The 24,140-nt window shown below is 56.1% G+C and carries 22 protein-coding genes and 1 pseudogene; 20 read left to right on the top strand and 3 right to left on the bottom strand.

From position 1 onward, the window contains the following. Positions 1 to 341 precede the first annotated feature (341 nt). From rseD to acpS, 12 genes are all read left to right on the top strand, one after another. Complete coding sequence (rseD, locus tag EXW94_RS28305) at positions 342 to 407, top strand: rpoE leader peptide RseD (protein ID WP_226348011.1); 66 nt, start codon at positions 342 to 344, stop codon at positions 405 to 407. Beyond that, positions 404 to 979, top strand: coding sequence for an RNA polymerase sigma factor RpoE (gene rpoE, locus EXW94_RS21035; protein WP_006176728.1), 576 nt, complete (start codon positions 404 to 406; stop codon positions 977 to 979). Before rseD ends, rpoE begins: the two co-directional genes overlap by 4 nt. A gap of 31 nt (positions 980 to 1,010) precedes the next feature. Then, the gene (gene rseA / locus EXW94_RS21030) at positions 1,011 to 1,661 is read left to right on the top strand and encodes an anti-sigma-E factor RseA (RefSeq protein WP_010434079.1); all 651 of its coding nucleotides are present in this window, start codon (positions 1,011 to 1,013) and stop codon (positions 1,659 to 1,661) included. Next, entirely contained in the window at positions 1,661 to 2,614 is a 954-nt protein-coding gene (gene rseB / locus EXW94_RS21025; RefSeq protein ID WP_010434078.1) for a sigma-E factor regulatory protein RseB, read from the top strand. The genes rseA and rseB overlap by 1 nt, the downstream gene beginning before the upstream one ends. Next, positions 2,611 to 3,087: a SoxR-reducing system protein RseC gene (gene rseC / locus EXW94_RS21020; RefSeq protein ID WP_174340927.1), complete on the top strand. Its 477-nt coding sequence runs from the start codon at positions 2,611 to 2,613 to the stop codon at positions 3,085 to 3,087. Before rseB ends, rseC begins: the two co-directional genes overlap by 4 nt. A gap of 185 nt (positions 3,088 to 3,272) precedes the next feature. After that, entirely contained in the window at positions 3,273 to 5,072 is a 1,800-nt protein-coding gene (lepA, locus tag EXW94_RS21015; RefSeq protein WP_089598413.1) for a translation elongation factor 4, read from the top strand. A 16-nt stretch (positions 5,073 to 5,088) separates the two neighbouring features. Then, positions 5,089 to 6,063: a signal peptidase I gene (lepB, locus tag EXW94_RS21010; RefSeq protein WP_010434075.1), complete on the top strand. Its 975-nt coding sequence runs from the start codon at positions 5,089 to 5,091 to the stop codon at positions 6,061 to 6,063. Positions 6,064 to 6,285: 222 nt separating this feature from the next. Next, on the top strand, positions 6,286 to 6,966 hold the full coding sequence (rnc, locus tag EXW94_RS21005) for a ribonuclease III (protein ID WP_010434072.1): 681 nt from the start codon (positions 6,286 to 6,288) through the stop codon (positions 6,964 to 6,966). After that, positions 6,963 to 7,868 (top strand): GTPase Era, encoded by a 906-nt coding sequence (gene era, locus EXW94_RS21000; RefSeq protein ID WP_042715851.1) that lies wholly within the window; start codon positions 6,963 to 6,965, stop codon positions 7,866 to 7,868. Before rnc ends, era begins: the two co-directional genes overlap by 4 nt. A gap of 18 nt (positions 7,869 to 7,886) precedes the next feature. Next, the gene (gene recO, locus EXW94_RS20995; RefSeq protein ID WP_089598411.1) at positions 7,887 to 8,594 is read left to right on the top strand and encodes a DNA repair protein RecO; all 708 of its coding nucleotides are present in this window, start codon (positions 7,887 to 7,889) and stop codon (positions 8,592 to 8,594) included. A 33-nt stretch (positions 8,595 to 8,627) separates the two neighbouring features. Continuing rightward, a complete protein-coding gene (gene pdxJ / locus EXW94_RS20990) occupies positions 8,628 to 9,359 on the top strand; it encodes a pyridoxine 5'-phosphate synthase (protein WP_032648663.1) in 732 nt (243 codons plus the stop codon). Continuing rightward, positions 9,359 to 9,739 (top strand): holo-ACP synthase, encoded by a 381-nt coding sequence (acpS, locus tag EXW94_RS20985; RefSeq protein ID WP_042715848.1) that lies wholly within the window; start codon positions 9,359 to 9,361, stop codon positions 9,737 to 9,739. The genes pdxJ and acpS overlap by 1 nt, the downstream gene beginning before the upstream one ends. On the opposite strand, the gene EXW94_RS20980 is transcribed toward acpS, so the two are convergent. Then, a complete protein-coding gene (locus EXW94_RS20980) occupies positions 9,736 to 9,996 on the bottom strand; it encodes a YfhL family 4Fe-4S dicluster ferredoxin (protein WP_010434061.1) in 261 nt (86 codons plus the stop codon). The two genes, acpS and EXW94_RS20980, sit on opposite strands and share 4 nt — an antisense overlap. Before the next feature lie 46 nt (positions 9,997 to 10,042). Next, entirely contained in the window at positions 10,043 to 10,891 is an 849-nt protein-coding gene (locus tag EXW94_RS20975; protein WP_049005961.1) for a MurR/RpiR family transcriptional regulator, read from the bottom strand. Positions 10,892 to 11,009: 118 nt separating this feature from the next. Between EXW94_RS20975 and murQ the strand changes: the two genes are divergently transcribed. From murQ to tadA, 4 genes are read left to right on the top strand one after another with little or no spacing between them, the layout of a single operon-like run. Then, complete coding sequence (murQ, locus tag EXW94_RS20970) at positions 11,010 to 11,903, top strand: N-acetylmuramic acid 6-phosphate etherase (protein ID WP_174340926.1); 894 nt, start codon at positions 11,010 to 11,012, stop codon at positions 11,901 to 11,903. An 11-nt stretch (positions 11,904 to 11,914) separates the two neighbouring features. Then, complete coding sequence (locus EXW94_RS20965) at positions 11,915 to 13,279, top strand: PTS transporter subunit EIIC (protein WP_010434052.1); 1,365 nt, start codon at positions 11,915 to 11,917, stop codon at positions 13,277 to 13,279. A 3-nt stretch (positions 13,280 to 13,282) separates the two neighbouring features. Then, on the top strand, positions 13,283 to 13,918 hold the full coding sequence (gene yfhb / locus EXW94_RS20960; RefSeq protein ID WP_174340925.1) for a phosphatidylglycerophosphatase C: 636 nt from the start codon (positions 13,283 to 13,285) through the stop codon (positions 13,916 to 13,918). 56 nt (positions 13,919 to 13,974) lie between these two features. Beyond that, a complete protein-coding gene (gene tadA, locus EXW94_RS20955; protein ID WP_174340924.1) occupies positions 13,975 to 14,481 on the top strand; it encodes a tRNA adenosine(34) deaminase TadA in 507 nt (168 codons plus the stop codon). Here tadA and mltF read toward each other — a convergent pair. After that, positions 14,369 to 15,918, bottom strand: a pseudogene (gene mltF / locus EXW94_RS20950) (membrane-bound lytic murein transglycosylase MltF). The gene tadA and the pseudogene mltF overlap by 113 nt on opposite strands. Before the next feature lie 267 nt (positions 15,919 to 16,185). Between mltF and purL the strand changes: the two are divergent. The 4 genes from purL to glrR all read left to right on the top strand — a co-directional run bounded on the left by purL (position 16,186) and on the right by glrR (position 24,124). After that, positions 16,186 to 20,073: a phosphoribosylformylglycinamidine synthase gene (gene purL, locus EXW94_RS20945; protein WP_148400516.1), complete on the top strand. Its 3,888-nt coding sequence runs from the start codon at positions 16,186 to 16,188 to the stop codon at positions 20,071 to 20,073. 535 nt (positions 20,074 to 20,608) lie between these two features. After that, positions 20,609 to 22,036 carry a two component system sensor histidine kinase QseE/GlrK gene (gene qseE / locus EXW94_RS20940; RefSeq protein ID WP_108416744.1) on the top strand — a complete coding sequence of 476 codons (1,428 nt, stop codon included), beginning with the start codon at positions 20,609 to 20,611 and terminating at the stop codon, positions 22,034 to 22,036. A 1-nt stretch (position 22,037) separates the two neighbouring features. Beyond that, positions 22,038 to 22,790, top strand: coding sequence for a two-component system QseEF-associated lipoprotein QseG (qseG, locus tag EXW94_RS20935; RefSeq protein WP_174340923.1), 753 nt, complete (start codon positions 22,038 to 22,040; stop codon positions 22,788 to 22,790). Beyond that, positions 22,787 to 24,124, top strand: coding sequence for a two-component system response regulator GlrR (gene glrR, locus EXW94_RS20930; RefSeq protein WP_100165739.1), 1,338 nt, complete (start codon positions 22,787 to 22,789; stop codon positions 24,122 to 24,124). The genes qseG and glrR overlap by 4 nt, the downstream gene beginning before the upstream one ends. Positions 24,125 to 24,140 lie beyond the last annotated feature (16 nt).

The raw sequence follows: 24,140 nt of genomic DNA, 5'->3' as shown, positions 1-24,140 counted from the left end.
CAGTGTTTGGCCAGAATAGCACCTGGCTGAGACGTTTCGCACGTTTTTTTTGTATGTTGTTATGGTGACTAAACGTAAAGTCAGAGCTAAACAAGAGGTAAATGAACGAAAATATTTTGCGAAGCAGATCGTTAGCTTCAGATTTTGTGGTGAAATAAAGCCGGTGTTGCGTTACTCTTCTGACGATAAAGTTGATGATTCTTGTCAGAAAGTGGGTGCGTATCGTGATCAGACTTATAATGAGAGAAAATGATCGGTCTGCGGCGCGATGAACAAAAACAAAAGCGTGACGGAACTTATTGAAGAATAGACGCTCTAAGCCAGTGCTTGCTCAAAGTACAATGCTGTTAGAGTGGCGTTTCGATAGCGCGTGGAATTTAGGTTTGGGGAGACATTACCTCGGATGAGCGAGCAGTTAACGGACCAGGTCCTGGTTGAACGGGTCCAAAAGGGAGATCAGAAAGCCTTTAACCTACTGGTGGTTCGCTACCAGCATAAGGTGGCGAGTCTGGTTTCTCGCTATGTCCCCTCGGGAGACGTTCCTGATGTGGTACAAGAGTCTTTTATTAAGGCCTATCGTGCGCTGGATTCATTCCGGGGAGATAGTGCTTTTTATACCTGGCTGTATCGCATTGCCGTGAATACAGCAAAAAATTATCTGGTCGCTCAGGGCCGTCGTCCGCCTTCTAGTGATGTGGACGCAATCGACGCCGAAAACTTCGAAAGTGGCGGCGCGTTGAAAGAAATTTCGAACCCTGAGAACTTAATGTTGTCAGAAGAACTGAGACAAATCGTTTTTCGCACGATCGAGTCGCTCCCGGAAGATTTACGTATGGCAATTACGTTACGGGAGTTGGATGGCCTAAGCTATGAAGAGATAGCTGCCATCATGGATTGTCCGGTCGGCACGGTTCGTTCACGAATTTTCCGTGCGCGAGAAGCAATTGATAATAAAGTTCAACCGCTTATCAGGCGTTGACGATAGCGGGATACTGGAAAAGGTATTAGGCATGCAGAAAGAACAACTTTCCGCTTTAATGGATGGTGAAACGCTGGATAGTGAGCTGCTCAATGAGCTGTCTCATTCTCCCGAAATGCAAGAGACCTGGGAGAGCTATCATCTCATCCGTGACACCCTACGTGGTGATACCGGCGAGGTTCTCCATTTCGATATCTCGGCTCGCGTCATGGCGGCCATCGAGAACGAGCCAGTACATCAGACCACTCCGCTGATTCCTGAAGCTCAGCCCGCGCCTCACCAGTGGCAGAAAATGCCGTTCTGGCAAAAGGTGCGTCCGTGGGCCAGCCAGCTTACCCAAATGGGTGTGGCTGCTTGCGTATCGCTTGCAGTTATCGTTGGCGTCCAGCACTATAACACTCAGTCTGAAGCCAATCAGCAGCCTGAAGCGCCAGTGTTTAATACACTGCCGATGATGGGCAAAGCCAGCCCGGTTAGCCTGGGCGTACCGGCAGATGCTTCCGCAAGCGGCGGTCAGCAACAGCAGGTACAAGAGCAGCGCCGTCGCATCAATGCGATGTTGCAGGATTATGAGTTGCAGCGTCGTCTGCACTCCGAACAGCTTCAGTTTGAGCAGGCACAAACCCAGCAGGCTGCTGTGCAAGTGCCCGGAAACCAAACTTTAGGAACGCAATCGCAGTAATGAAGCAACTTTGGTTCGCCATGTCTCTGATGACAGGTAGCCTGTTCTTCTCTGCCAACGCCTCGGCTGATGTTTCATCCGGGGCGTTGTTGCAGCAAATGAATCTGGCCAGCCAGTCACTCAATTACGAGTTGGCATTTATCAGCATTAATAAGCAGGGCGTCGAATCGTTACGCTATCGCCATGCCCGTCTTGATAACCAGCCGCTCGCCCAGCTTTTACAGATGGATGGTCCACGTCGGGAAGTGGTTCAGCGTGGCAATGAAATCAGCTACTTTGAACCTGGCCTGGAACCTTTCACTCTGAATGGCGACTATATCGTTGATTCCTTGCCATCGCTTATCTATACCGATTTCAAGCGTCTTGCGCCTTTCTACGATTTTATCGCGGTCGGCAAAACCCGCATCGCCGACAGACTCTGCGAGGTTATCCGCGTTGTGGCCAGAGACGGTACGCGTTACAGCTACATCGTCTGGATTGATGCAGAAACCAAGCTGCCAATGCGCGTTGACCTGCTCGACCGTGACGGTGAAACGCTGGAACAGTTCCGCGTCATCTCCTTCAGCGTGAATAATCAGGTGGGCAATAGCATGCAGAATCTGGCCAAAGCCAGCCTGCCGCCGCTGCTTTCTGTTCCTGCCGGTGATTCTGTGAACTTCAACTGGGTTCCTTCCTGGATCCCGCAAGGATTTAGTGAAGTCTCCAGTAGCCGTCGCCAGTTACCGACCATTGAAACGCCGGTCGAATCGCGTCTTTATTCAGATGGGTTGTTCAGCTTCTCGGTGAACATCAACCGTGCAACGGCAAACAGTTCAGAACAAATGCTTCGTACCGGGCGCCGTACGGTGAGTACCACGGTACGTGATAACGCCGAGATCACCATCGTCGGGGAATTGCCGCCGCAAACGGCGAAGCGCATTTCCGACAGCATTAAATTTAGGGCTGCGCAATGATTAAAGAGTGGGCTACGGTCGTATCGTGGCAGGATGGCGTTGCGCTGGTGAGCTGTGATGTAAAAGCATCATGTAACAGCTGCGCGTCCAGAGCGGGTTGCGGCAGCCGCGTGCTCAACAAGCTGGGGCCGCAGACGTCGCATACGATCGCCGTCCCGAGCGAACAGCCGCTGGTGGCAGGGCAGAAGGTGGAACTGGGCATCGCAGAAGGCAGTCTGTTGACCTCCGCGATGCTGGTTTATCTCTCCCCACTGGTTGGTTTGTTTGTTATGGGCGGTATTTTCCAGATGTTGTTTGGCACCGATGTGGCTGCCATGTGTGGCGCTGCACTGGGTGGCGTAGGTGGATTTTGGCTTGCCAAAGGCCTGTCGCCAAAGCTCGCTGCACGTGAAGAGTGGCAACCCGTTATCCTCAATGTTGCACTTGCGCCTGACCAGCTTCGTGTCGAGACGCTCTCTTCTGAAGCCCGGTGATCTACCGGGCTTTATCATTATTTACACCTCAAAAAAGAAAACGCCGTTTCTTCGCGCTATGCTTGGCTCTAAGTGCATTTCCAGGTTGCGGGGATGTAGTGTAGAATGCTGCGTTTTCGCACTGAAAAACGTCAGGCTAAGAACAGCGGCCTCCAGGAATTCGTAAGGCATAATTATTTAACTATATGAAGAACATACGTAACTTTTCGATCATTGCTCACATTGACCACGGTAAGTCGACGCTGTCTGACCGTATTATCCAGATTTGCGGTGGCCTGTCTGATCGTGAAATGGCAGCCCAGGTACTGGACTCCATGGACCTGGAACGCGAACGCGGTATCACCATTAAAGCGCAGAGCGTGACGCTCGACTATAAAGCGACCGACGGTGAAACCTACCAACTGAACTTTATCGACACCCCTGGCCACGTTGACTTCTCCTATGAAGTTTCACGCTCGCTGGCGGCCTGTGAAGGCGCGCTGCTGGTGGTCGATGCCGGGCAGGGCGTAGAAGCCCAGACCCTGGCGAACTGCTACACCGCGATGGAAATGGATCTCGAGGTCGTGCCGGTTCTGAACAAAATTGACCTGCCTGCCGCCGATCCTGAGCGCGTAGCGGAAGAGATTGAAGACATCGTCGGCATTGATGCGACCGACGCGGTACGCTGCTCGGCGAAAACCGGCGTCGGTGTTCCCGATGTGCTGGAACGTCTGGTGCGTGATATTCCGCCACCGGAAGGTGATCCGGAAGCGCCGCTGCAGGCGCTGATCATCGACTCCTGGTTCGATAACTACCTTGGCGTTGTTTCGCTGGTGCGTATCAAAAACGGGACCATGCGTAAAGGCGACAAAATTAAGGTTATGAGTACCGGCCAGGTCTACAACGCTGACCGTCTGGGTATCTTCACACCAAAACAGGTTGACCGTACCGAGCTGAAATGCGGCGAGGTAGGCTGGCTGGTCTGCGCGATTAAAGACATCCTCGGTGCTCCGGTGGGCGATACGCTGACGCTGGCGCGTAACCCGGCGGACAAAGCGCTGCCTGGCTTTAAAAAGGTGAAGCCGCAGGTTTACGCGGGCCTGTTCCCGGTCAGCTCTGACGACTACGAAAACTTCCGTGATGCGCTCGGTAAGCTGAGCCTGAACGATGCTTCCCTGTTCTACGAACCAGAAAGTTCAACGGCGCTGGGCTTCGGTTTCCGCTGTGGCTTCCTCGGCCTGCTGCACATGGAGATCATTCAGGAACGTCTGGAGCGTGAATACGATCTGGATCTGATCACCACCGCACCGACCGTTGTGTATGAAGTGGAAACCACCTCGAAAGAAGTGATCTACGTCGACAGCCCGTCCAAGCTGCCGCCGCTGAACAATATTCACGAGCTGCGTGAGCCTATTGCTGAGTGTCACATGCTGCTGCCGCAGGAGTTCCTGGGCAACGTCATCACGCTGTGTATTGAGAAGCGTGGCGTGCAGACCAACATGGTTTACCACGGTAACCAGGTGGCGCTGACCTACGAAATCCCGATGGCGGAAGTGGTCCTCGACTTCTTCGACCGTCTGAAGTCGACCTCCCGTGGCTATGCGTCACTGGATTACAACTTCAAGCGCTTCCAGGCCTCTAACATGGTGCGTGTGGACGTGCTGATCAACAGCGAGCGCGTCGATGCGCTGGCGCTGATCACCCACAACGACAACGCGCCATACCGTGGTCGTGAGCTGGTTGAGAAGATGAAAGAGCTGATCCCGCGTCAGCAATTTGACATCGCGATTCAGGCGGCCATTGGTAACCACATCATCGCCCGTTCTACCGTTAAACAGCTGCGTAAAAACGTCCTGGCGAAATGCTACGGCGGTGACGTCAGCCGTAAGAAAAAGCTGCTGCAGAAGCAGAAAGACGGTAAGAAGCGTATGAAGCAGGTCGGTAACGTTGAGCTGCCGCAGGAAGCATTCCTTGCCATTCTTCATGTTGGTAAAGACGGCAAATAACCCTTAAGGAGTTGGCATGGCGAACATGTTTGCCCTGATCCTGGTCATCGCTACCCTGGTGACAGGTCTGCTGTGGTGTCTGGATAAGTTTATCTTCGCCCCAAAACGCCGTGAACGTCAGGCTGCCGCACAGGCAGCCACTGGCGATGGGCTTGATGCGAAAACCCTGAAGAAAGTTGGCCCGAAACCGGGCTGGCTGGAAACGGGAGCCTCGGTATTTCCGGTGCTGGCCATTGTGCTGGTGGTGCGTTCGTTCATTTACGAGCCGTTCCAGATCCCATCAGGTTCCATGATGCCAACACTGCTGATTGGCGATTTTATTCTGGTTGAGAAGTTTGCCTACGGCATTAAAGATCCGATCTACCAGAAAACGCTGATCGAAACCGGTCATCCGAAACGTGGCGATATCGTGGTGTTTAAATACCCGGAAGATCCGCGACTGGACTACATCAAGCGCGCGGTGGGTCTGCCGGGTGATAAAGTTACCTACGATCCGGCCACGAAGGAAGTCACCGTTCAGCCGGGCTGCAGTTCCGGTACCGCATGTGAAAACGCGCTGGCCATCACCTACTCAAACGTTGAGCCAAGTGATTTTGTGCAGACCTTTGCCCGTCGTAACGGCGGTGAAGCGACCAGCGGCTTCTTCCAGGTACCGAAAGGCGAGACCAAAGAGAACGGCATCCGCCTGGTTGAGCGTAAAGAGACGCTGGGTGATGTTACCCATCGTATCCTGACGGTACCAATCGCGCAGGATCAAGTGGGTATGTATTACCAGCAGCCGGGTCAGCAGCTTGCCAGCTGGATCGTACCGCCAGGTCATTACTTCATGATGGGCGATAACCGCGATAACTCTGCCGATAGCCGCTACTGGGGCTTTGTGCCGGAAGCGAATCTGGTGGGTAAAGCGACGGCGATCTGGATGAGTTTTGAGAAGCAGGAAGGCGAATGGCCGACCGGGGTACGCCTGAATCGTATTGGCGGGATCCATTAATTCTCACGAAAAGAGCACGTAGCCGCATTATTTCGCGGCTACGTGAATTATTTCCACGATAAATCTCTTCGAACTAACGACATCCCTTGTCGTTGTGTATAGAATATTCCCCCGAAGTTTAAGGTTGGCCCTGCAAGGGAGCCACGGCACACGAAACCGCGTTGGTTTTCTCAGGTCGGTTTCGTGTGCTGCATTTTTGACGCATTCATTTATTGGTATCGCATGAACCCCATCGTAATTAATCGGCTTCAACGGAAGCTGGGCTACACTTTTCATCATCAGGAGTTGTTGCAACAGGCATTAACCCACCGCAGTGCCAGCAGCAAACATAATGAGCGCCTCGAGTTTTTAGGTGACTCTATTTTAAGTTTCGTGATTGCGAATGCGCTTTATCATCGTTTCCCGCGTGTGGATGAGGGTGATATGAGCCGCATGCGTGCCACGCTGGTTCGGGGTAATACCCTTGCGGAAATCGCGCGTGAATTTGAACTGGGCGAATGTCTGCGTCTTGGACCGGGTGAACTGAAAAGCGGCGGCTTTCGTCGTGAATCTATTCTTGCCGATACGGTCGAAGCATTAATTGGTGGTGTGTTCCTGGACAGCGATATCCAGACCGTAGAAAAGCTGATCCTGAACTGGTATCAGAGCCGTCTGGACGAAATCAGTCCGGGCGATAAACAAAAAGATCCGAAAACGCGTCTGCAGGAATATTTGCAGGGTCGTCATCTGCCGCTGCCATCTTATCTGGTGGTGCAGGTACGTGGCGAAGCGCACGATCAGGAATTTACCATCCATTGCCAGGTCAGTGGCCTGAGTGAACCGGTGGTGGGCACAGGTTCAAGCCGTCGTAAGGCTGAACAGGCTGCCGCCGAACAGGCGTTAAAAATGCTGGAGCTGGAATGAGCATCGACAAAACCTATTGCGGATTTATTGCCATCGTCGGACGTCCGAACGTTGGCAAATCCACCCTGTTGAATAATCTGCTTGGGCAGAAGATTTCTATCACCTCGCGTAAGGCGCAGACCACGCGTCACCGCATCGTCGGCATCCATACTGAAGGCGCGTATCAGGCGATCTACGTCGATACCCCGGGCCTGCACATGGAAGAGAAGCGTGCCATCAACCGTCTGATGAACAAGGCGGCGAGCAGCTCGATTGGCGACGTAGAGCTGGTGATTTTCGTTGTTGAAGGCACCCGCTGGACGCCGGACGACGAGATGGTGCTGAACAAGCTGCGTGACGGCAAAACGCCGGTCATTCTCGCTGTTAACAAAGTTGATAACGTGCAGGAAAAGGCTGACCTGCTGCCGCATCTGCAGTGGCTCGGTAGCCAGATGAACTTCCTCGACATCGTGCCGCTGTCTGCTGAGACCGGTCTGAACGTTGATACCATCGCGGGCATCGTGCGTAAGCATCTGCCGGAAGCGATTCATCACTTCCCGGAAGACTACATCACCGATCGCTCTCAGCGCTTTATGGCGTCTGAAATCATCCGTGAAAAGCTGATGCGTTTCCTGGGCGCTGAACTGCCGTACTCTGTGACGGTGGAGATCGAGCGTTTCCAGACCAACGAGCGTGGCGGCTATGACATCAACGGTTTGATCCTCGTTGAGCGCGAAGGGCAGAAGAAGATGGTGATCGGCAACAAAGGGGCCAAGATCAAAACCATCGGTATCGAAGCCCGTAAGGACATGATGGAGATGTTCGAAGCGCCGGTTCACCTCGAACTGTGGGTGAAAGTGAAATCTGGCTGGGCCGATGATGAGCGTGCTCTGCGCAGCCTCGGTTACGGCGAAGATCAGTAAACAAAGACGACGAGTATAATGGAAGGTTGGCAGCGTGCCTTCGTTCTCCATAGTCGTCCCTGGAGCGAAACCAGCCTTATGCTGGACGTCTTCACGGAAGAGTCGGGCCGCGTGCGCCTTGTTGCGAAAGGCGCACGTTCCAAACGTTCTAACCTGAAAGGTGCCTTACAGCCTTTCACCCCGCTGCTGGTACGCTTTGGCGGGCGAGGGGAAGTCAAAACCCTGCGCAGCGCTGAAGCCGTCTCTCTGGCGCTTCCCCTTTCTGGCATCACGCTCTACAGCGGTCTGTATGTCAACGAACTCATTTCTCGCGTCCTTGAACATGAGACTCGCTTCTCGGAACTTTTCTTCGATTATCTGCACTGTATCCAGGCACTTGCTGGCGCAACCGGCACACCCGAGCCTGCGCTGCGCCGCTTCGAACTGGCGCTGCTGGGCCATCTCGGGTACGGCGTAGATTTTCTGCACTGTGCGGGTAGCGGGGACGAGGTAGAAGACACTATGACCTACCGCTACCGCGAAGAAAAAGGCTTCATTGCCAGTATTGTGATAGACAACAGCACCTTTACCGGTCGCCAGCTCCGGGCGCTGTATGAGCGCGAGTTTCCCGATCAGGATACCCTGCGCGCAGCAAAACGCTTTACCCGGATTGCCCTCAAGCCGTATCTTGGCGGCAAGCCCTTAAAGAGCCGCGAATTATTCAGGCAGTTTGTGCCGAAACGTTAGACCACAGAATCGAAAAGAAAACCGAGGATTGTCATGGCTGAATTACTGTTAGGCGTCAACATCGACCACATCGCCACGCTGCGTAATGCGCGCGGCACGGCGTATCCCGATCCGGTTCAGGCGGCGTTTATCGCTGAACAGGCTGGCGCTGACGGCATTACCGTTCACCTGCGTGAAGACCGTCGCCACATCACCGACCGCGACGTACGCATTCTGCGTCAGACGCTGGACACGCGTATGAATCTGGAGATGGCGGTCACCGAAGAGATGCTGGCTATTGCCTGCGAGACCCAACCGCATTTCTGCTGCCTGGTGCCGGAAAAACGCCAGGAAGTGACCACCGAAGGCGGTCTGGATGTGGCCGGGCAGCTCGACAAAATGCGCGATGCCTGCAAACGTCTGGCGGATGCCGGTATCCTGGTTTCTCTGTTTATTGACGCTGATTTCACCCAGATTAAAGCGGCGGCCGACGTGGGCGCACCGTATATCGAAATTCACACCGGCTGCTATGCCGATGCCAAAAACGACGCCGAGCAGGCGAAAGAGCTGGAGCGTATCGCTAAAGCGGCCACGTACGCTTCAAGCCTGGGCCTGAAGGTTAACGCCGGTCACGGCCTGACCTACCACAATGTGAAAGCCATTGCCGCGCTGCCGGAAATGCACGAGCTGAACATCGGCCACGCCATCATTGGTCGTGCGGTGATGAGCGGTCTGAAAGAGGCGGTTTCAGAAATGAAACGCCTGATGCAGGAAGCGCGTCAGTAATGGCCATTCTGGGCTTAGGCACCGATATCGTTGAAATAGCCCGCATTGAAGCGGTGATCGCCCGTAGCGGCGATCGCCTCGCAAGACGCGTGCTGAGCGATAACGAATGGGCCATCTGGGAAGCGCATCAGCAGCCGGTGCGTTTTCTGGCGAAGCGCTTTGCGGTTAAAGAGGCGGCAGCTAAAGCCTTCGGAACCGGCATTCGCAACGGCCTGGCGTTTAACCAGTTCGAAGTGTTTAACGATGAGCTGGGTAAACCGAGCCTGCGTCTGTGGGGGGAAGCGCAAAAGCTGGCGGAAAAGCTGGGGGTGAATCACATGCACGTGACGCTCGCCGATGAACGCCACTACGCCTGCGCAACGGTGATCATTGAAAGCTAGAGTTTGTCTGCATGATGCATCAGGACAAACTTATCCCATAACTGCTCTTCGTTCTCTACGTGGGCCGGATCCTTCAGGATAGTATTCGGGATCGGGCACACTTTCTGACAGGTCGGCGTTTCATAGTGGCCGATGCATTCCGTGCAGCGGTCGCTGTTAATCTCATAAATGCTGTCGCCCATCGAAATCGCCTGGTTAGGGCATTCGGGCTCGCACATATCGCAATTAATGCATTTTTTGGTAATTAACAGCGCCATCAGGAAATTCTCAGAAACAACACAAACTGGGCGGGCATTATACGCGTCAAACCAGTTTCTTTACCAGTTCTTCGCTGTGACGAATGCGCTCGGGCGCGTGCTCAAGATCCTGCTGCACCAGCGCCATAAACAGCAGATCCGTCAGCATCATTTGAGCACTGGTGGACGAAATAGCCGCGCTGCGCGTGGCCTGCTCCTCGGCAATGGTATATAAACAGCGCGTTGCCCGCTGCTGGAGCGCGTTTGGCGTAAAACCCGTGATCGCCAGAATTTTACCGCCGACGCGCAGCGCTTCATCGGTCGCCATATTGATCTCTCGACGTTCACCGGAATAAGAGATCGCCAGCAGCAAATCGTCAGGATCCATTGCCTGGACGGTGGCGAGCAGGGCGTGCATGTCTTGCTCCACTATCGCGTTGTAACCGATCTTCGTCAGCTTCCAGCCAAAGTTACGCGCCACTAGCCCGGATGCACCTATCCCGGTCAGAATAATGCGCCGTGCCGCGCGCAGCATCGCCACGCTTTCCAGCAGCTTCTCTTCGGTATTCACATCCAGTGTCGCATGCATGGCCGCCACGTTCTCTTTGATCAGCTTTTCGCCCACCAGACGCATCGGGTCATCGCCCCGGATCTGATTATGCACCGGCATCGACTGCGGATTGGGGTTACTCACCAGCGCTTCGCTGATCGCCAGCTTGAGGGCCGGAAAGCCCTTAAACCCGATTTTCTGGGCAAACTTCACCACGCTGGACTGGCTCACACCCGCCTCACTCGCCAGCTGCTGCGAGCTAAGATGGCGCGCGTGATCGGGTTGAGAAAGTAGAAAATCCGCCAGCTTCTTGTCGCTTTGGGCAAAGCCTGCATAACGCTGGCGAATGCGAATTAAACAGTTCATACGGTCTCCTGGCGAAAATGTGATTATCTGCTCAAATACGAATTTTGCTCGCCTGAATGAATTTTATATTCCATTATAGTGTGATTATTATGAATTAAAAATTCTTGAGGTACAAAAAATGAATCTTGGCTCACTGGTTTCTGAAACTCGTAACCCGCAAACCATGGATCTTGACGCACTCTCCACGCTGGAGCTGGTTAACCGCTTTAATCAACAGGATACGCTGGTCGCGCAGGCAGTGAAAGAGACATTATCTGAGGTGGCGAAAGCCGTCGATGCGGCGGCGGAAGCCCTTAAGGCTGGCGGTCGCATTATTTACATGGGCGCGGGCACCAGCGGACGTTTGGGGGTTCTGGATGCCTCCGAATGTCCGCCAACCTTTGGCGTTCCGCACGGCCTGGTGATCGGGCTGATTGCCGGTGGCCCAGGCGCGCTGCTGAAAGCCGTTGAAGGGGCGGAAGACAACAAACAGCTCGGTGAAGATGATCTCAAAGCGCTGAACCTGACCGCGCAGGATCTGGTGGTTGGGCTGGCGGCATCCGGGCGCACGCCGTACGTCATTGGCGGCCTGGAATACGCCAACCAGACAGGCTGCACGACGGTGGCCATCTCCTGCAACCCCGGCTCGCCGATTGCCCAGGTGGCCGCTATCGCCATCTCTCCGGTTGTCGGGCCGGAAGCGCTGACCGGCTCCACGCGTCTGAAATCAGGGACCGCGCAAAAGCTGGTGCTCAATATGATCTCCACCGGCGCGATGGTGAAGTTCGGCAAGGTTTATCAGAACCTGATGGTCGATATGCAGGCCACCAACGTCAAGCTGGTGGACAGAGCCTGCCGCATGGTGATGGAGGCGACAGGCGCAGACCGTGAAGAGGCGGAAGCGGTCCTGAAACAAACCGATCACGATGTTAAACCTGCCATTCTGATGATCTTAAGCGGGCTGGACGCCGCGGCGGCGAGAGCCAAACTCGATGCGCATAACGGGTTCTTACGGGCTGCATTAGAAAACTAACAGAGGCGTGTATGGAAAAGACAGCAGCGCTCGCCAGCGGCATCCTGCAGGGGATCGGCGGAGAAAAGAATATCCAGCGTCTGGAAAACTGCATGACGCGCGTGCGCGTCGAGGTGCATAACGACGACGATCTTGATCTACCGCGCCTGAAGCAACTCCCCGGCGTAAGTGGATACGTCAAACAGGGGCAGCAGCACCAGCTTATTGTCGGGCCGGGAAAAGCGGCGCAGGTTGTTGATGCCATGCGCGCGCTGATGGTTGGTGGTGAGGCGACGGCCTCATTTGACGATGCCGAAAGCACCAAAGCGCAGGCAAAAGCCAAATACAAGGCGCCAATGAGCGATGCGCTGCGACAGCTGGCAAACGTCTTTATCCCGCTGATCCCGGCGTTTATTGCTTCGGGCCTGATCACCGGGATTATCAATATCCTCAAGCGGCCGGATATCGTCGGGGATTTTGCCACGCAGTATCCAAACCTGCTGGGGATTCTCGGGATCTTCGGCAGCGCAGTTTTCGCCATCATGAACATTCTGGTCGGGGTGAATACCGCGAAGGTGTTTGGCGGATCGCTGGCCATGGGTGGGGTAATGGCGGGCATCTTGTCCAGCCCGCAGCTGGCGCAGATCACGCTGTTTGGTGAGGCACTACAGCCGGGGCGCGGTGGGGTAATTGCCGTGCTGCTGGTGGTCATCCTGATGTGCTGGATCGAGAAAAGGCTGCGCGCGATCCTGCCTGGCTCGATTGAGCTTATCCTCAACCCGCTGCTGACCACGTTAATTACCGGTAGCGTAGCGATTGTGGTTCTTCAGCCGCTAGGTGGCTGGATCTCTGACGCCATCGCCCACGGTGCGTCTCTGGCTATCGACCGTGGTGGCCTGCTGGTGGGCGCGGTGCTCTCTGGTACCTTCCTGCCGCTGGTGCTGACCGGCCTGCATCAGGGGCTGGTGCCGATCCACGTCGAGCTGGTGCAGGCGCACGGCTATAACGCGCTGCTGCCTATCCTGTCGATGGCGGGCGTGGGGCAGGTCGGCGCGGCGATTGCCGTACTGATGAAAACCCGCAACGCGCGACTGAAAAAAGTGATTAAAGGCGCGCTCCCGGTCGGACTGCTCGGCATCGGCGAGCCGCTGATTTTCGGCGTTACGCTGCCGCTGGGGAAACCTTTCCTCGCAGCCTGTCTGGGCGGCGCGGTGGGCGGGGCGCTCATTAGCTACTGGAAAGTGGCGACGGTGATCACCTTTGGACTTTCCGGTTTACCGCTGGCATTAACCATCGTGACCGGAAAAGTGATGCTCTATCTGTTAGGCTATTTAGTAGCGGTAATCGCCGGGTTCCTGTTTACCTGGCTGTTAGGATTCAACGACCCAGAGGAGTAAGGTTTGGCAAATCACGCGCGTCGCGTTGTCTTTTTCGACCTGGATGGAACGCTGCATCAGCAGGATATGTTTGGCACCTTTATGCGCTACCTGCTGCGGCGTCAGCCTCTGAATGCGCTGCTCGTCTTATCGCTCTTACCCGTGATTGGCATCGCGCTGCTGGTGAAAGGCCGTGCAGCGCGCTGGCCGATGAGCCTGCTGCTCTGGGGATGCACCTTTGGTCACAGCGAAGCACGGCTTAAACAGCTCGAACAGGATTTTGCGCACTGGTTTCGCGGCCATGTCGCCGCGTTTCCCGTGGTGCAGGCGCGTCTCACCAGCTACCTCGACGCGAACGATGCCGACATCTGGCTGATTACCGGCTCCCCGCAGACGCTGGTGGAGCAGGTTTATTTTGATACGCCCTGGCTGCCGCGCGTAAATCTTATCGCCACGCAAATTTCCCGCGCTTACGGCGGTTGGGTGCTGACTATGCGCTGCCTGGGGCACGAGAAAGTGGTTCAGCTGGAGAAGCGCATCGGCACGCCGCTGCGCCTGTACAGCGGCTACAGCGACAGCAAGCAGGACAACCCGCTGCTCTATTTTTGCCAGCACCGCTGGCGCGTCACGCCATCAGGTGAACTTCAGCAACTCGAATAGTCTTCTCTAAAACGGGCGTGTATAATGCCGCCCGCTTTCGACTGGAGTATCAACCGTTGTCCAACCCTGAACACAATCATGAATACTGGATGCGCCACGCGCTAACGCTGGCTCAACGTGCCTGGGATGAGGGCGAAGTGCCCGTGGGCGCGGTGCTGGTTCATCATAATCAGGTGATTGGCGAAGGGTGGAACCGCCCCATTGGCCGCCACGATCCTACCGCGCACGCCGAAATTATGGCGCTTCGTCAGGGCGGGCTGGTACTGCAAAACTATCGTCTGCTCGATACGACTCTGTACGTCACCCTTGAACCCTGCGTCATGTGTTCCGGCGCGATGGTGCACAGTCGTATCGGTACGCTGGTGTTTGGTGCGCGGGATGAAAAAACAGGCGCGGCCGGTTCGCTAATAGACGTGCTAGGCCATCCGGGGATGAACCACCAGGTGCAGACTATCGGTGGGGTACTTGCACCAGAGTGTTCGGGTCTGCTGAGTGACTTCTTTCGAATGCGCCGGCAGCAGAAAAAGCAACAAAAGGCAGAATTGAAGCAGGTGGACGATTAAGTTCGTCCGGTGCGACCACCGGGTAGCTCTGAGCCAGCTGTTTAGCTTCTGCCGCTTCTTTCTCTTTCTCCAGCAGATACCCCACCAGGCTTATCTGATACTTACGAATATTTTCCACGTAAGCGTAGGCTTCATGCCCGCGCGCATACCCGTAGGTCAGCTTGTTGTACCACGGTTTCTGGCTCAGCAGCGGGAGACGCTGTTTTACATCAGACCAGCTGTCCGGGTTACCTTTGGTTTTTGCCGTCAGCGCGCGCGCGTCCAGCATATGCGCATAACCCATGTTGTAGGCGGCCAGTGCAAACCAAATCCGCTCTTCTTCCGGCACGGTCTCCGGTACTTTGGCCATCATATCCTGTAAATACTGCGCGCCGCCGCTGATGCTTTGCTCCGCATCGGTACGGTCATTAACACCCAGACTCAGCGCGGTATTTTTCGTCAGCATCATGAGACCACGCACGCCGGTCGGAGAGGTAGCCTGAGTATCCCAGTGGGATTCCTGATACGAAATCGCCGCCAGCAGCTTCCAGTCAATCTCCTGGGCGTATTTTTCGAACAACGGCTGCAGGTCCGGCAGGACGCTATCAACTGCGCGCAGAAAGCTGCGGGTATCGACGTAATCGAAGTCGTCACCGTGGCCGAGGTATTTTCTTCCAGGCGCGCCAGCGTCCCGTCTTCATTGATGGTGTTATAGAAATCGAGCATAGCCGCAGAGAGGGTCTGATCGTTATCCAGTTGGGTGAACCAGGTCACCGGCTGTTCGTCAGTCACATCCAGCGCCACGGCGATTTCAGGGTGCACGCGCTGGAAAAGACTGATCGCCACCGAATCCGCAATGGTATAGGCCAGCTTTTTGTCTTTAACCTGATCGAGCAGTTCTGTGGTGCCCAGTTTTGGGTCAACCGTCCAGCTCAGGTCAGGATACTTTTTCTCTTTGAGGGCGCGCAGGTCGTCAATCACGACATGGCCGGGGGCAATCGTCAGCTGTTGCTCGTTAATGGTGGCGAGCGAGCGCGGGCGCACGCTTCCCACGCGGTAAACCAGCTGCTGGGAGACAGAGTAGTAGGTCGGGCCTGGCTGGTAGTTCTTGCTGCGCTCGCTGTTGTACACCAGCCCGGCTGCAAGGATATCGGCGTCGTCGTTATCCAGGTCATCGAACAATTGGCTGATGTTCTGACGCACGGTAATTTTGAGCTTAACACCCAGATAGTCGGCAAACTGCTGGGCCAGTTCATAATCCAGACCGATGGTTTTGCCGTTGATGTCGCCGTAAATCAGCGGAGAGGAGAGGGTACTGACGCGCAATTCCCCCCGCTCCTGAATGGCGGCGATACGGTTTTCGGCTTTACCGAACCAGGGGATAGAAGGCCAGAGGGCCACTGCCAGCAGCAACGTAACAATGCCGATGAGCAGATAATTAATCTTTAATTTTTTCAATTAGTTAATTCTCTGCGACGCCGGTTGCCTCAGTATGCTGTAGCCATGTTAAGAATAAGGTTTGCCATTGAATGAGCGGCATTTTGCGCAAAGTTACGCCACTTGGCAACAAATTAGAGAGACAGGTCACACCTATTGTTAAACCGCTGTGCAAATTTTATTTCGACGCAAACGGTTTCGTCGGCGCTCAGGATTCTCTATAATGACGCCCGTTTTCCCCCCTTGCGCACACTGTAAGCGCCCCGGCGCTTCGAAGACGAGAGACTTATGATGGAAATTCTGCGTGGTTCGCCTGCACTGTCTGCCTTCCGTATTACCAAACTGCTGGCACGTTTTCAGGCGGCCGACCTTCCGGTAAGCAATATTTACGCTGAGTATGTCCATTTTGCTGACCTGAATGCCCCCCTGAATGCAGAGGAGCGCGTACAGCTGGAACGCCTGCTCAAGTATGGTCCAAGCCTGAGCAGCCATACGCCAACCGGCAAACTGATCCTTGCGACGCCGCGTCCGGGCACCATCTCCCCCTGGTCTTCCAAAGCCACCGACATCGCCCACAACTGTGGTCTGAGCCAGATTAACCGTCTGGAACGCGGCGTGGCGTACTATGTTGAAGCCTCCACCCTGAGCGACGCGCAATGGCAGGCGGTTGCGGCTGAGCTGCACGACCGCATGATGGAGAGCGTATTTGCCTCTCTCGACGACGCGCAGAAGCTGTTCTCACACCATCAGCCTGCGCCGGTACAGAGCGTAGACCTGCTGGGGCAGGGCCGTCAGGCGCTGATTGACGCCAACCTGCGTCTCGGCCTGGCGCTGGCAGAAGACGAAATTGATTACCTGCAGGACGCGTTCGTTAAGCTCAACCGCAACCCGAACGACATCGAACTCTACATGTTCGCGCAGGCCAACTCTGAGCACTGCCGCCATAAGATTTTCAACGCCGACTGGATTATTGACGGCGAACAGCAGCCGAAGTCGCTGTTCAAAATGATCAAAAACACCATGGAACAAACCCCTGACCACGTGCTGTCTGCCTATAAAGACAACGCCGCGGTGATGGAAGGTTCCGAGGTGGGCCGCTTCTTCGCCGATCGCGAAGCAGGGCGCTATGACTTCCATCAGGAGCCCGCGCATATCCTGATGAAAGTGGAAACCCACAACCACCCGACGGCGATCTCCCCGTGGCCGGGTGCGGCGACCGGCTCCGGCGGTGAAATCCGTGACGAAGGTGCGACCGGTCGTGGCGCTAAACCTAAAGCGGGTCTGGTCGGTTTCTCCGTCTCCAACCTGCGTATCCCGGGCTTTGAACAGCCGTGGGAAGAAGATTTCGGCAAGCCAGAGCGCATTGTCACCGCGCTGGATATCATGACCGAAGGCCCGCTGGGCGGCGCGGCGTTTAACAACGAGTTTGGTCGTCCGGCGCTGAACGGTTACTTCCGTACCTATGAAGAGAAAGTGGACAGCCACAACGGCGAAGAGCTGCGCGGTTACCACAAACCGATCATGCTGGCGGGCGGGATCGGCAACATCCGTGCCGATCACGTGCAGAAAGGCGAGATCGTCGTCGGCGCGAAGCTGATCGTGCTCGGCGGCCCGGCGATGAACATCGGTCTGGGCGGCGGGGCAGCGTCTTCTATGGCCTCCGGCCAGTCTGATGCGGACCTCGATTTTGCTTCCGTGCAGCGCGACAACCCAGAGATGGAGCGTCGCTGCCAGGAAGTGATCGACCGCTGCTGGCAGCTGGGCGACGCCAACCCGATTCTGTTCATCCACGACGTGGGTGCGGGCGGTCTGTCCAACGCCATGCCGGAGCTGGTGAGCGACGGTGGCCGCGGTGGCCGTTTCAACCTGCGCGATATCCTGAGCGATGAGCCGGGCATGAGCCCGCTGGAGATCTGGTGTAACGAATCCCAGGAGCGTTACGTGCTGGCGGTTGCCGCGGATCAGCTGCCGCTGTTTGACGAGCTGTGCCGCCGCGAGCGTGCGCCGTATGCGGTCATCGGTGAAGCGACCGAAGAGCAGCATCTTTCCTTAAGCGACACCCACTTTGACAACCAGCCGATCGATCTGCCGCTGGACGTCCTGCTCGGTAAAACGCCGAAGATGACCCGCGACGTGACAACCCGCAAAGCGGCGGGCAAAGCGCTGGATCGCCAGGGCATCACCGTGGCAGAAGCGGTTAACCGCGTGCTGCACCTGCCGGCCGTGGCGGAGAAAACGTTCCTGGTGACCATCGGCGACCGTACCGTGACCGGTATGGTATCGCGCGACCAGATGGTTGGCCCGTGGCAGATCCCGGTGGCGAACTGCGCGGTGACGACCGCGAGCCTCGACAGCTACTACGGCGAAGCGATGGCCCTGGGCGAACGCACCCCGGTGGCGCTGCTGGACTTCGCTGCCTCCGCCCGTCTGGCGGTCGGTGAAGCGCTGACCAACATCGCCGCGACGCAGATTGGCGACATCAAACGTATCAAACTCTCTGCAAACTGGATGGCCGCAGCCGGTCACCCTGGCGAAGATGCTGGCCTGTATGAAGCCGTAAAAGCGGTGGGTGAGGAGCTGTGTCCTGCCCTCGGCCTGACCATTCCGGTGGGTAAAGACTCTATGTCGATGAAAACCCGCTGGCAGGAAGGCAGCGAGCAGCGCGAGATGACCTCTCCGCTGTCGCTGGTGATCACCGCGTTTGCGCGCGTGGAAGACGTGCGCCACACCGTTACGCCGCAGCTTGCGACCGAAGACAACGCCCTGCTGCTGATTGACCTGGGTAAAGGCCACAACGCGCTGGGTGCCACCGCGCTGGCACAGGTTTACCGCCAGCTCGGCGACAAGCCAGCCGATGTGCGCGACGTCGCGCAGTTGAAAGGATTCTACGACGCCATCCAGGCGCTGGTGGCGGAGCGTAAGCTGCTGGCCTACCACGACCGTTCTGACGGCGGCCTGCTGGTGACGCTGGCAGAGATGGCCTTCACCGGCCACTGCGGCGTTGAAGCGAACATTGCCACGCTTGGCGAAGACCGTCTGGCGGCGCTGTTCAATGAAGAGTTGGGTGCGGTGATTCAGGTACGTGCCGCAGATCGCGACGCGGTTGAAGCGATTCTGGCGAAGCACGGTCTGGCAGACTGCGTCCACTATCTGGGCAAAGCCGTTCAGGGTGACCGCTTCGTCATTGAAGCAGACGGCCACGCGGTGTTCAGCGAAAGCCGCACCACGCTGCGCATGTGGTGGGCAGAAACCACCTGGCAGATGCAGCGCCTGCGTGATAACCCGGAATGTGCCGATCAGGAGCATAACGCGAAAGCGAATGACCAGGATCCTGGCCTGAACGTGAAGCTCTCCTTTGATATCAACGAAGATATCGCTGCACCGTACATTGCGACAGGCGCGCGTCCAAAAGTAGCCGTGCTGCGCGAGCAGGGCGTTAACTCCCACGTTGAGATGGCGGCTGCCTTCCACCGCGCGGGCTTTGACGCCATCGACGTCCACATGAGCGACCTGCTGGCCGGACGTACCGGTCTGGAAGATTTCCAGGCGCTGGTGGCGTGCGGCGGTTTCTCCTACGGCGACGTGCTGGGCGCGGGCGAAGGTTGGGCGAAGTCCATCCTGTTCAACAGCCGCGTGCGTGACGAGTTCGAAACCTTCTTCCATCGTCCGCAGACCCTGGCGCTGGGCGTGTGTAACGGCTGCCAGATGATGTCTAACCTGCGCGAACTGATCCCGGGCAGCGAAGCCTGGCCGCGCTTTGTGCGTAACCAGTCTGACCGCTTCGAAGCGCGCTTCAGCCTAGTGGAAGTGACCCAAAGCCCGTCTCTGCTGCTGCAGGGAATGGTGGGTTCACAGATGCCAATCGCCGTTTCCCACGGTGAAGGACAGGTAGAAGTGCGTGATGCTGCGCATCTGGCTCAGCTGGAGAGCAAAGGTCTGGTGGCGCTGCGCTTTGTCGATAACTTCGGCAAGGTGACAGAAACCTACCCGGCTAACCCGAACGGCTCCGCCAACGGTATTACGGCAGTCACCAGTGAAAGCGGTCGTGCGACCATCATGATGCCGCACCCGGAGCGCGTGTTCCGCACCGTGAGCAACTCCTGGCACCCGGAAAACTGGGGCGAGGACAGCCCGTGGATGCGTATCTTCCGCAACGCGCGTAAGCAACTGGGGTAAGTTTTAGCACCCTAACCCTTGTAGGCCCGGTAAGCGTAAGCGCCACCGGGCTTTTTTATGCGTGTCGCAAAATCGCGACAATCCTGCCCTGCCGATGTCTCCAAAAGGTGACACTTAACTTGTTGATTTATATAAGTAGAAAAATCATGGTCTAAAGGTGTTGTTAAATAGCGACACTTAGCCTGGAAATCATTCTCCCAACAAGTAATAGTTTGCATGTATAAAATTATTTAAATTCATCATGTTAATTTATTGTTTTGCAAACTGGCACGGCTGTTGCATAATATTAATCAGTGGCTCATTCACCTTCTTATGTCAGCCCCTTCGGGACGCGCTACATAAACTTAGAATGACGCACAAAAAGGTGCCTGCCGTCCAACTACTGATCATAGCGATGCTTTATCAGGACAGGGCGAAACGTCGAGTTAGGCACCGCCTCATTCCACAACAAAGCCGGGTTTTTACCCGGCTTTGTTGTATCTGAAGGGCAGACTCAGTTACGCTCTGCGTAAACCCCCATTAAGAGAGTAATGCGTTGAAACGCTGGTCTGTTTTCCCTCGCTCCCTGCGACAGCTCGTCATGATGGCATTCCTGCTGATCCTGCTCCCTTTACTGATACTGGCGTGGCAGGCCTGGCAAAGTCTCAATGCGCTAAGCGCGCAGGCGGCATTGACGAATCGCACGACGCTAATTGATGCAAGGCGAAGCGAAGCAATGACGAACGCCGCGCTGGAGATGGAGCGAAGCTATCGCCAGTATTGCGTGCTGGACGATCGCACCCTGGAGCGGGTTTACCAGAATCAACGTAAACGCTACAGCGAAATGCTGGATGCCCACGCGGGCGTGCTGCCGGACGACAAACTCTACCAGGCATTACGTCAGGACCTGAACGATCTGGCTCAGCTACAGTGTAAAAATAGCGGCCCGGATGCCGCCGCCGCCGCGCGGCTGGAAGCTTTTGCTAATGCCAATACGGAAATGGTCCAGTCTACACGCACGGTGATCTTCTCTCGCGGGCAGCAGCTGCAGCAGGAAATCGCCGAGCGCGGTCAATTCTTCGGCTGGCAGGCGCTGGTCCTGTTCCTGGTCAGTCTTGCTCTGGTTCTGCTGTTCACCCGCATGATTATCGGTCCGGTGAAGGGCATACAGCGGATGATTAACCGTCTGGGTGAGGGGAAGTCTCTCGGGGATACGGTTGTTTTCACCGGGCCGCGCGAGCTGCGTTCAGTGGGTCAGCGGATCATCTGGCTTTCCGAACGTCTGGCGTGGCTGGAAACGCAGCGTCATCAGTTCCTCCGTCACATTTCCCACGAACTCAAAACGCCACTCGCCAGCATGCGAGAAGGCACCGAGCTGCTGGCGGACGAAGTGGCTGGCCCGCTGACCTCTGAGCAAAAAGAGATTGTCGAGATCCTCGATGACAGCAGCCGGAATCTGCAAAAGCTGATTGAGCAACTGCTGGACTACAACCGTAAGCTGGCGGACGGGGCAGTGGTACTGGAAAATGTGGAGATTGCACCGATAGTGGATATGGTGATCTCCGCCCATAGCCTGCCAGCAAGAGCTAAAATGATGCATACCCAGGTCGATCTTAGCGAGCCCGCTTGTCTTGCAGAGCCCATGCTGTTTATGAGCGTTCTGGATAATCTTTATTCCAATGCGGTGCACTATGGTACTGAATCCGGTAACATTTATATCCGAAGCTACAGGGCGGGTTCCCGGGTGTTTATCGATGTAGCGAATACGGGCACCCCGATTCCGGATGAAGAAAAAACGATGATTTTTGAACCCTTTTTCCAGGGCAGTCATCAGCGAAAAGGTGCGGTAAAAGGAAGTGGTCTGGGGCTCAGTATTGCCCGCGACGGCATACGACGCATGCACGGCGAACTGAATATCGTCAGTGATGAACGGTCGGATGTGTGCTTTCGTATCGAACTGCCTCTTAAGCCGGAAAATCAATAAAATGAATCTAAGTCTGGTGAGTATGTCACACGTTTTTTTCCGCGCCGTACGCGCGATGTTTTCCCGCAATACCGTACGTCTAAGTCTGCCGTGTTTACTGCTGGCAGGGTGTGTGACCCATGCCCCGAAGAGCGCAATCAGTGAAAAGCCGGAAGAAAAATGGCCTGAAAATCAGCTGGCGGATTTCCTGACCACCCCCTGCGAGGGCATCTGGCACTTATCAGGACATGAAGTGGATACCAACCCGCTGTTTTGGCTGCGTGGCATCGATTGTGCGCAGCGTCTGGAACCAGTAGAGGCACGGGCGCAAGCCACGATGTGGGGCGACAACGCATGGCAGGCGACCTTTAAACGTGCCATTCTGCTTGGCGATGCCAAAATCACGCCCGTGGAGCGCCGCACGAATATCACGCGTCTGGACGCGTTCAGCGCCAACATTCCTGCGCAGGTGCGGCCGATATATCAACTCTGGCGGGACGGCCAGGCATTACAGCTTCAGCTGTCTGAAGAGCGTTCCCGCTACAGCAAATTACAGCAGTCAACGGACGGCGAGCTTGATACGCTTCGCCAGCAGCAGAATTATCTGCGCACCCAGCTTGAGACCACCACGCGCAAGCTTGAAAATCTGACCGATATTGAAAGGCAACTGTCGACGCGTAAACCCGCAGGCAGCTATTTGCCAGATTCGTCGAAAGGAAATTCTGCCGCGTCGCCGGACGGTGACGCGCAGAAGGAAGAGGATGTGAAGCCATGACAAGCCGTAAACCTGCCCATCTCTTACTGGTCGATGACGATCCTGGACTGTTAAAGCTGCTGGGGATGCGCCTGGTCAGTGAAGGCTACAGCGTTGTGACGGCGGAAAGCGGGCAGGAGGGGCTGAAAGTGCTCAGCCGCGAGAAAATTGATCTGGTGATCAGCGATCTGCGGATGGACGAAATGGATGGCCTGCAGCTTTTTGCAGAGATTCAAAAGCAGCAGCCCGGCATGCCGGTTATCATCTTGACCGCCCACGGCTCGATCCCGGATGCGGTCGCGGCAACCCAGCAAGGGGTGTTCAGCTTCCTCACTAAACCGGTGGACAAAGACGCGCTTTATAAAGCCATCGACAGCGCGCTGGAGCATGCCGCGCCTTCTGGTGATGATGCCTGGCGCGAGTCCATCGTGACGCGAAGCCCTGTCATGCTGCGTCTGCTTGAGCAGGCGCGAATGGTGGCGCAATCTGACGTCAGCGTTTTGATCAACGGCCAGAGCGGTACCGGGAAAGAGATCCTGGCGCAGGCGATCCACAACGCCAGCCCGCGCGCTAAAAATGCCTTTATCGCCATTAACTGCGGCGCGCTGCCGGAACAGCTTCTTGAATCCGAACTCTTTGGTCACGCGCGCGGCGCCTTCACCGGCGCGGTGAGCAGCCGGGAAGGGCTGTTCCAGGCGGCGGAAGGCGGCACGCTGTTTCTCGACGAGATTGGCGATATGCCTGCGCCGTTGCAGGTGAAACTGCTGCGCGTGTTGCAGGAGAGAAAGGTGCGTCCGCTCGGCAGCAATCGCGATATCGACATCAACGTGCGTATTATTTCCGCCACCCACCGGGATCTGCCAAAAGTGATGGCGCGCAATGAGTTTCGTGAAGATCTCTACTACCGCCTGAACGTGGTGAACCTGAAAATTCCTGCGCTGGCCGAGCGTGCGGAAGATATCCCACTGCTGGCAAACCATCTGCTGCGCCAGTCCGCGGATCGCCATAAACCCTTCGTGCGCGCGTTTTCCACGGATGCAATGAAAAGGCTAATGACCGCCGGGTGGCCTGGCAACGTGCGCCAGTTGGTCAACGTGATTGAGCAGTGCGTGGCGCTGACGTCGTCGCCCGTTATCAGCGACGCGCTGGTGGAGCAGGCGCTGGAAGGAGAAAACACGGCGTTGCCGACCTTTGCCGAAGCGCGTAACCAGTTCGAACTGAACTACCTGCGCAAACTGCTGCAGATTACGAAGGGTAACGTGACCCACGCGGCGCGCATGGCCGGGCGCAACCGCACCGAGTTCTACAAGCTGCTGTCGCGTCACGAGCTGGAAGCAAACGATTTTAAAGAGTAATGCCGTATGGTACTGT

The organism is Enterobacter sp. JMULE2, assembly GCF_013337145.1.
Lineage (GTDB): Bacteria > Pseudomonadota > Gammaproteobacteria > Enterobacterales > Enterobacteriaceae > Enterobacter > Enterobacter mori.
This window is presented reverse-complemented; position numbering and strand designations above follow the sequence as displayed.

Bases quoted from the DNA above. Each gene is read 5' to 3' on its own strand.
- purL (WP_148400516.1), top strand. From the start codon at position 16,186: ATGATGGAAATTCTGCGTGGTTCGCCTGCACTGTCTGCCTTCCGTATT.
- rnc (WP_010434072.1), top strand. From the start codon at position 6,286: ATGAACCCCATCGTAATTAATCGGCTTCAACGGAAGCTGGGCTACACT.
- murQ (WP_174340926.1), top strand. From the start codon at position 11,010: ATGAATCTTGGCTCACTGGTTTCTGAAACTCGTAACCCGCAAACCATG.
- pdxJ (WP_032648663.1), top strand. From the start codon at position 8,628: ATGGCTGAATTACTGTTAGGCGTCAACATCGACCACATCGCCACGCTG.
- rpoE (WP_006176728.1), top strand. From the start codon at position 404: ATGAGCGAGCAGTTAACGGACCAGGTCCTGGTTGAACGGGTCCAAAAG.
- recO (WP_089598411.1), top strand. From the start codon at position 7,887: ATGGAAGGTTGGCAGCGTGCCTTCGTTCTCCATAGTCGTCCCTGGAGC.
- EXW94_RS20975 (WP_049005961.1), bottom strand. From the start codon at position 10,891: ATGAACTGTTTAATTCGCATTCGCCAGCGTTATGCAGGCTTTGCCCAA.
- lepA (WP_089598413.1), top strand. From the start codon at position 3,273: ATGAAGAACATACGTAACTTTTCGATCATTGCTCACATTGACCACGGT.
- lepB (WP_010434075.1), top strand. From the start codon at position 5,089: ATGGCGAACATGTTTGCCCTGATCCTGGTCATCGCTACCCTGGTGACA.
- EXW94_RS20965 (WP_010434052.1), top strand. From the start codon at position 11,915: ATGGAAAAGACAGCAGCGCTCGCCAGCGGCATCCTGCAGGGGATCGGC.
- EXW94_RS20980 (WP_010434061.1), bottom strand. From the start codon at position 9,996: ATGGCGCTGTTAATTACCAAAAAATGCATTAATTGCGATATGTGCGAG.
- acpS (WP_042715848.1), top strand. From the start codon at position 9,359: ATGGCCATTCTGGGCTTAGGCACCGATATCGTTGAAATAGCCCGCATT.
- era (WP_042715851.1), top strand. From the start codon at position 6,963: ATGAGCATCGACAAAACCTATTGCGGATTTATTGCCATCGTCGGACGT.
- rseC (WP_174340927.1), top strand. From the start codon at position 2,611: ATGATTAAAGAGTGGGCTACGGTCGTATCGTGGCAGGATGGCGTTGCG.
- rseB (WP_010434078.1), top strand. From the start codon at position 1,661: ATGAAGCAACTTTGGTTCGCCATGTCTCTGATGACAGGTAGCCTGTTC.
- glrR (WP_100165739.1), top strand. From the start codon at position 22,787: ATGACAAGCCGTAAACCTGCCCATCTCTTACTGGTCGATGACGATCCT.
- rseA (WP_010434079.1), top strand. From the start codon at position 1,011: ATGCAGAAAGAACAACTTTCCGCTTTAATGGATGGTGAAACGCTGGAT.
- qseG (WP_174340923.1), top strand. From the start codon at position 22,038: ATGAATCTAAGTCTGGTGAGTATGTCACACGTTTTTTTCCGCGCCGTA.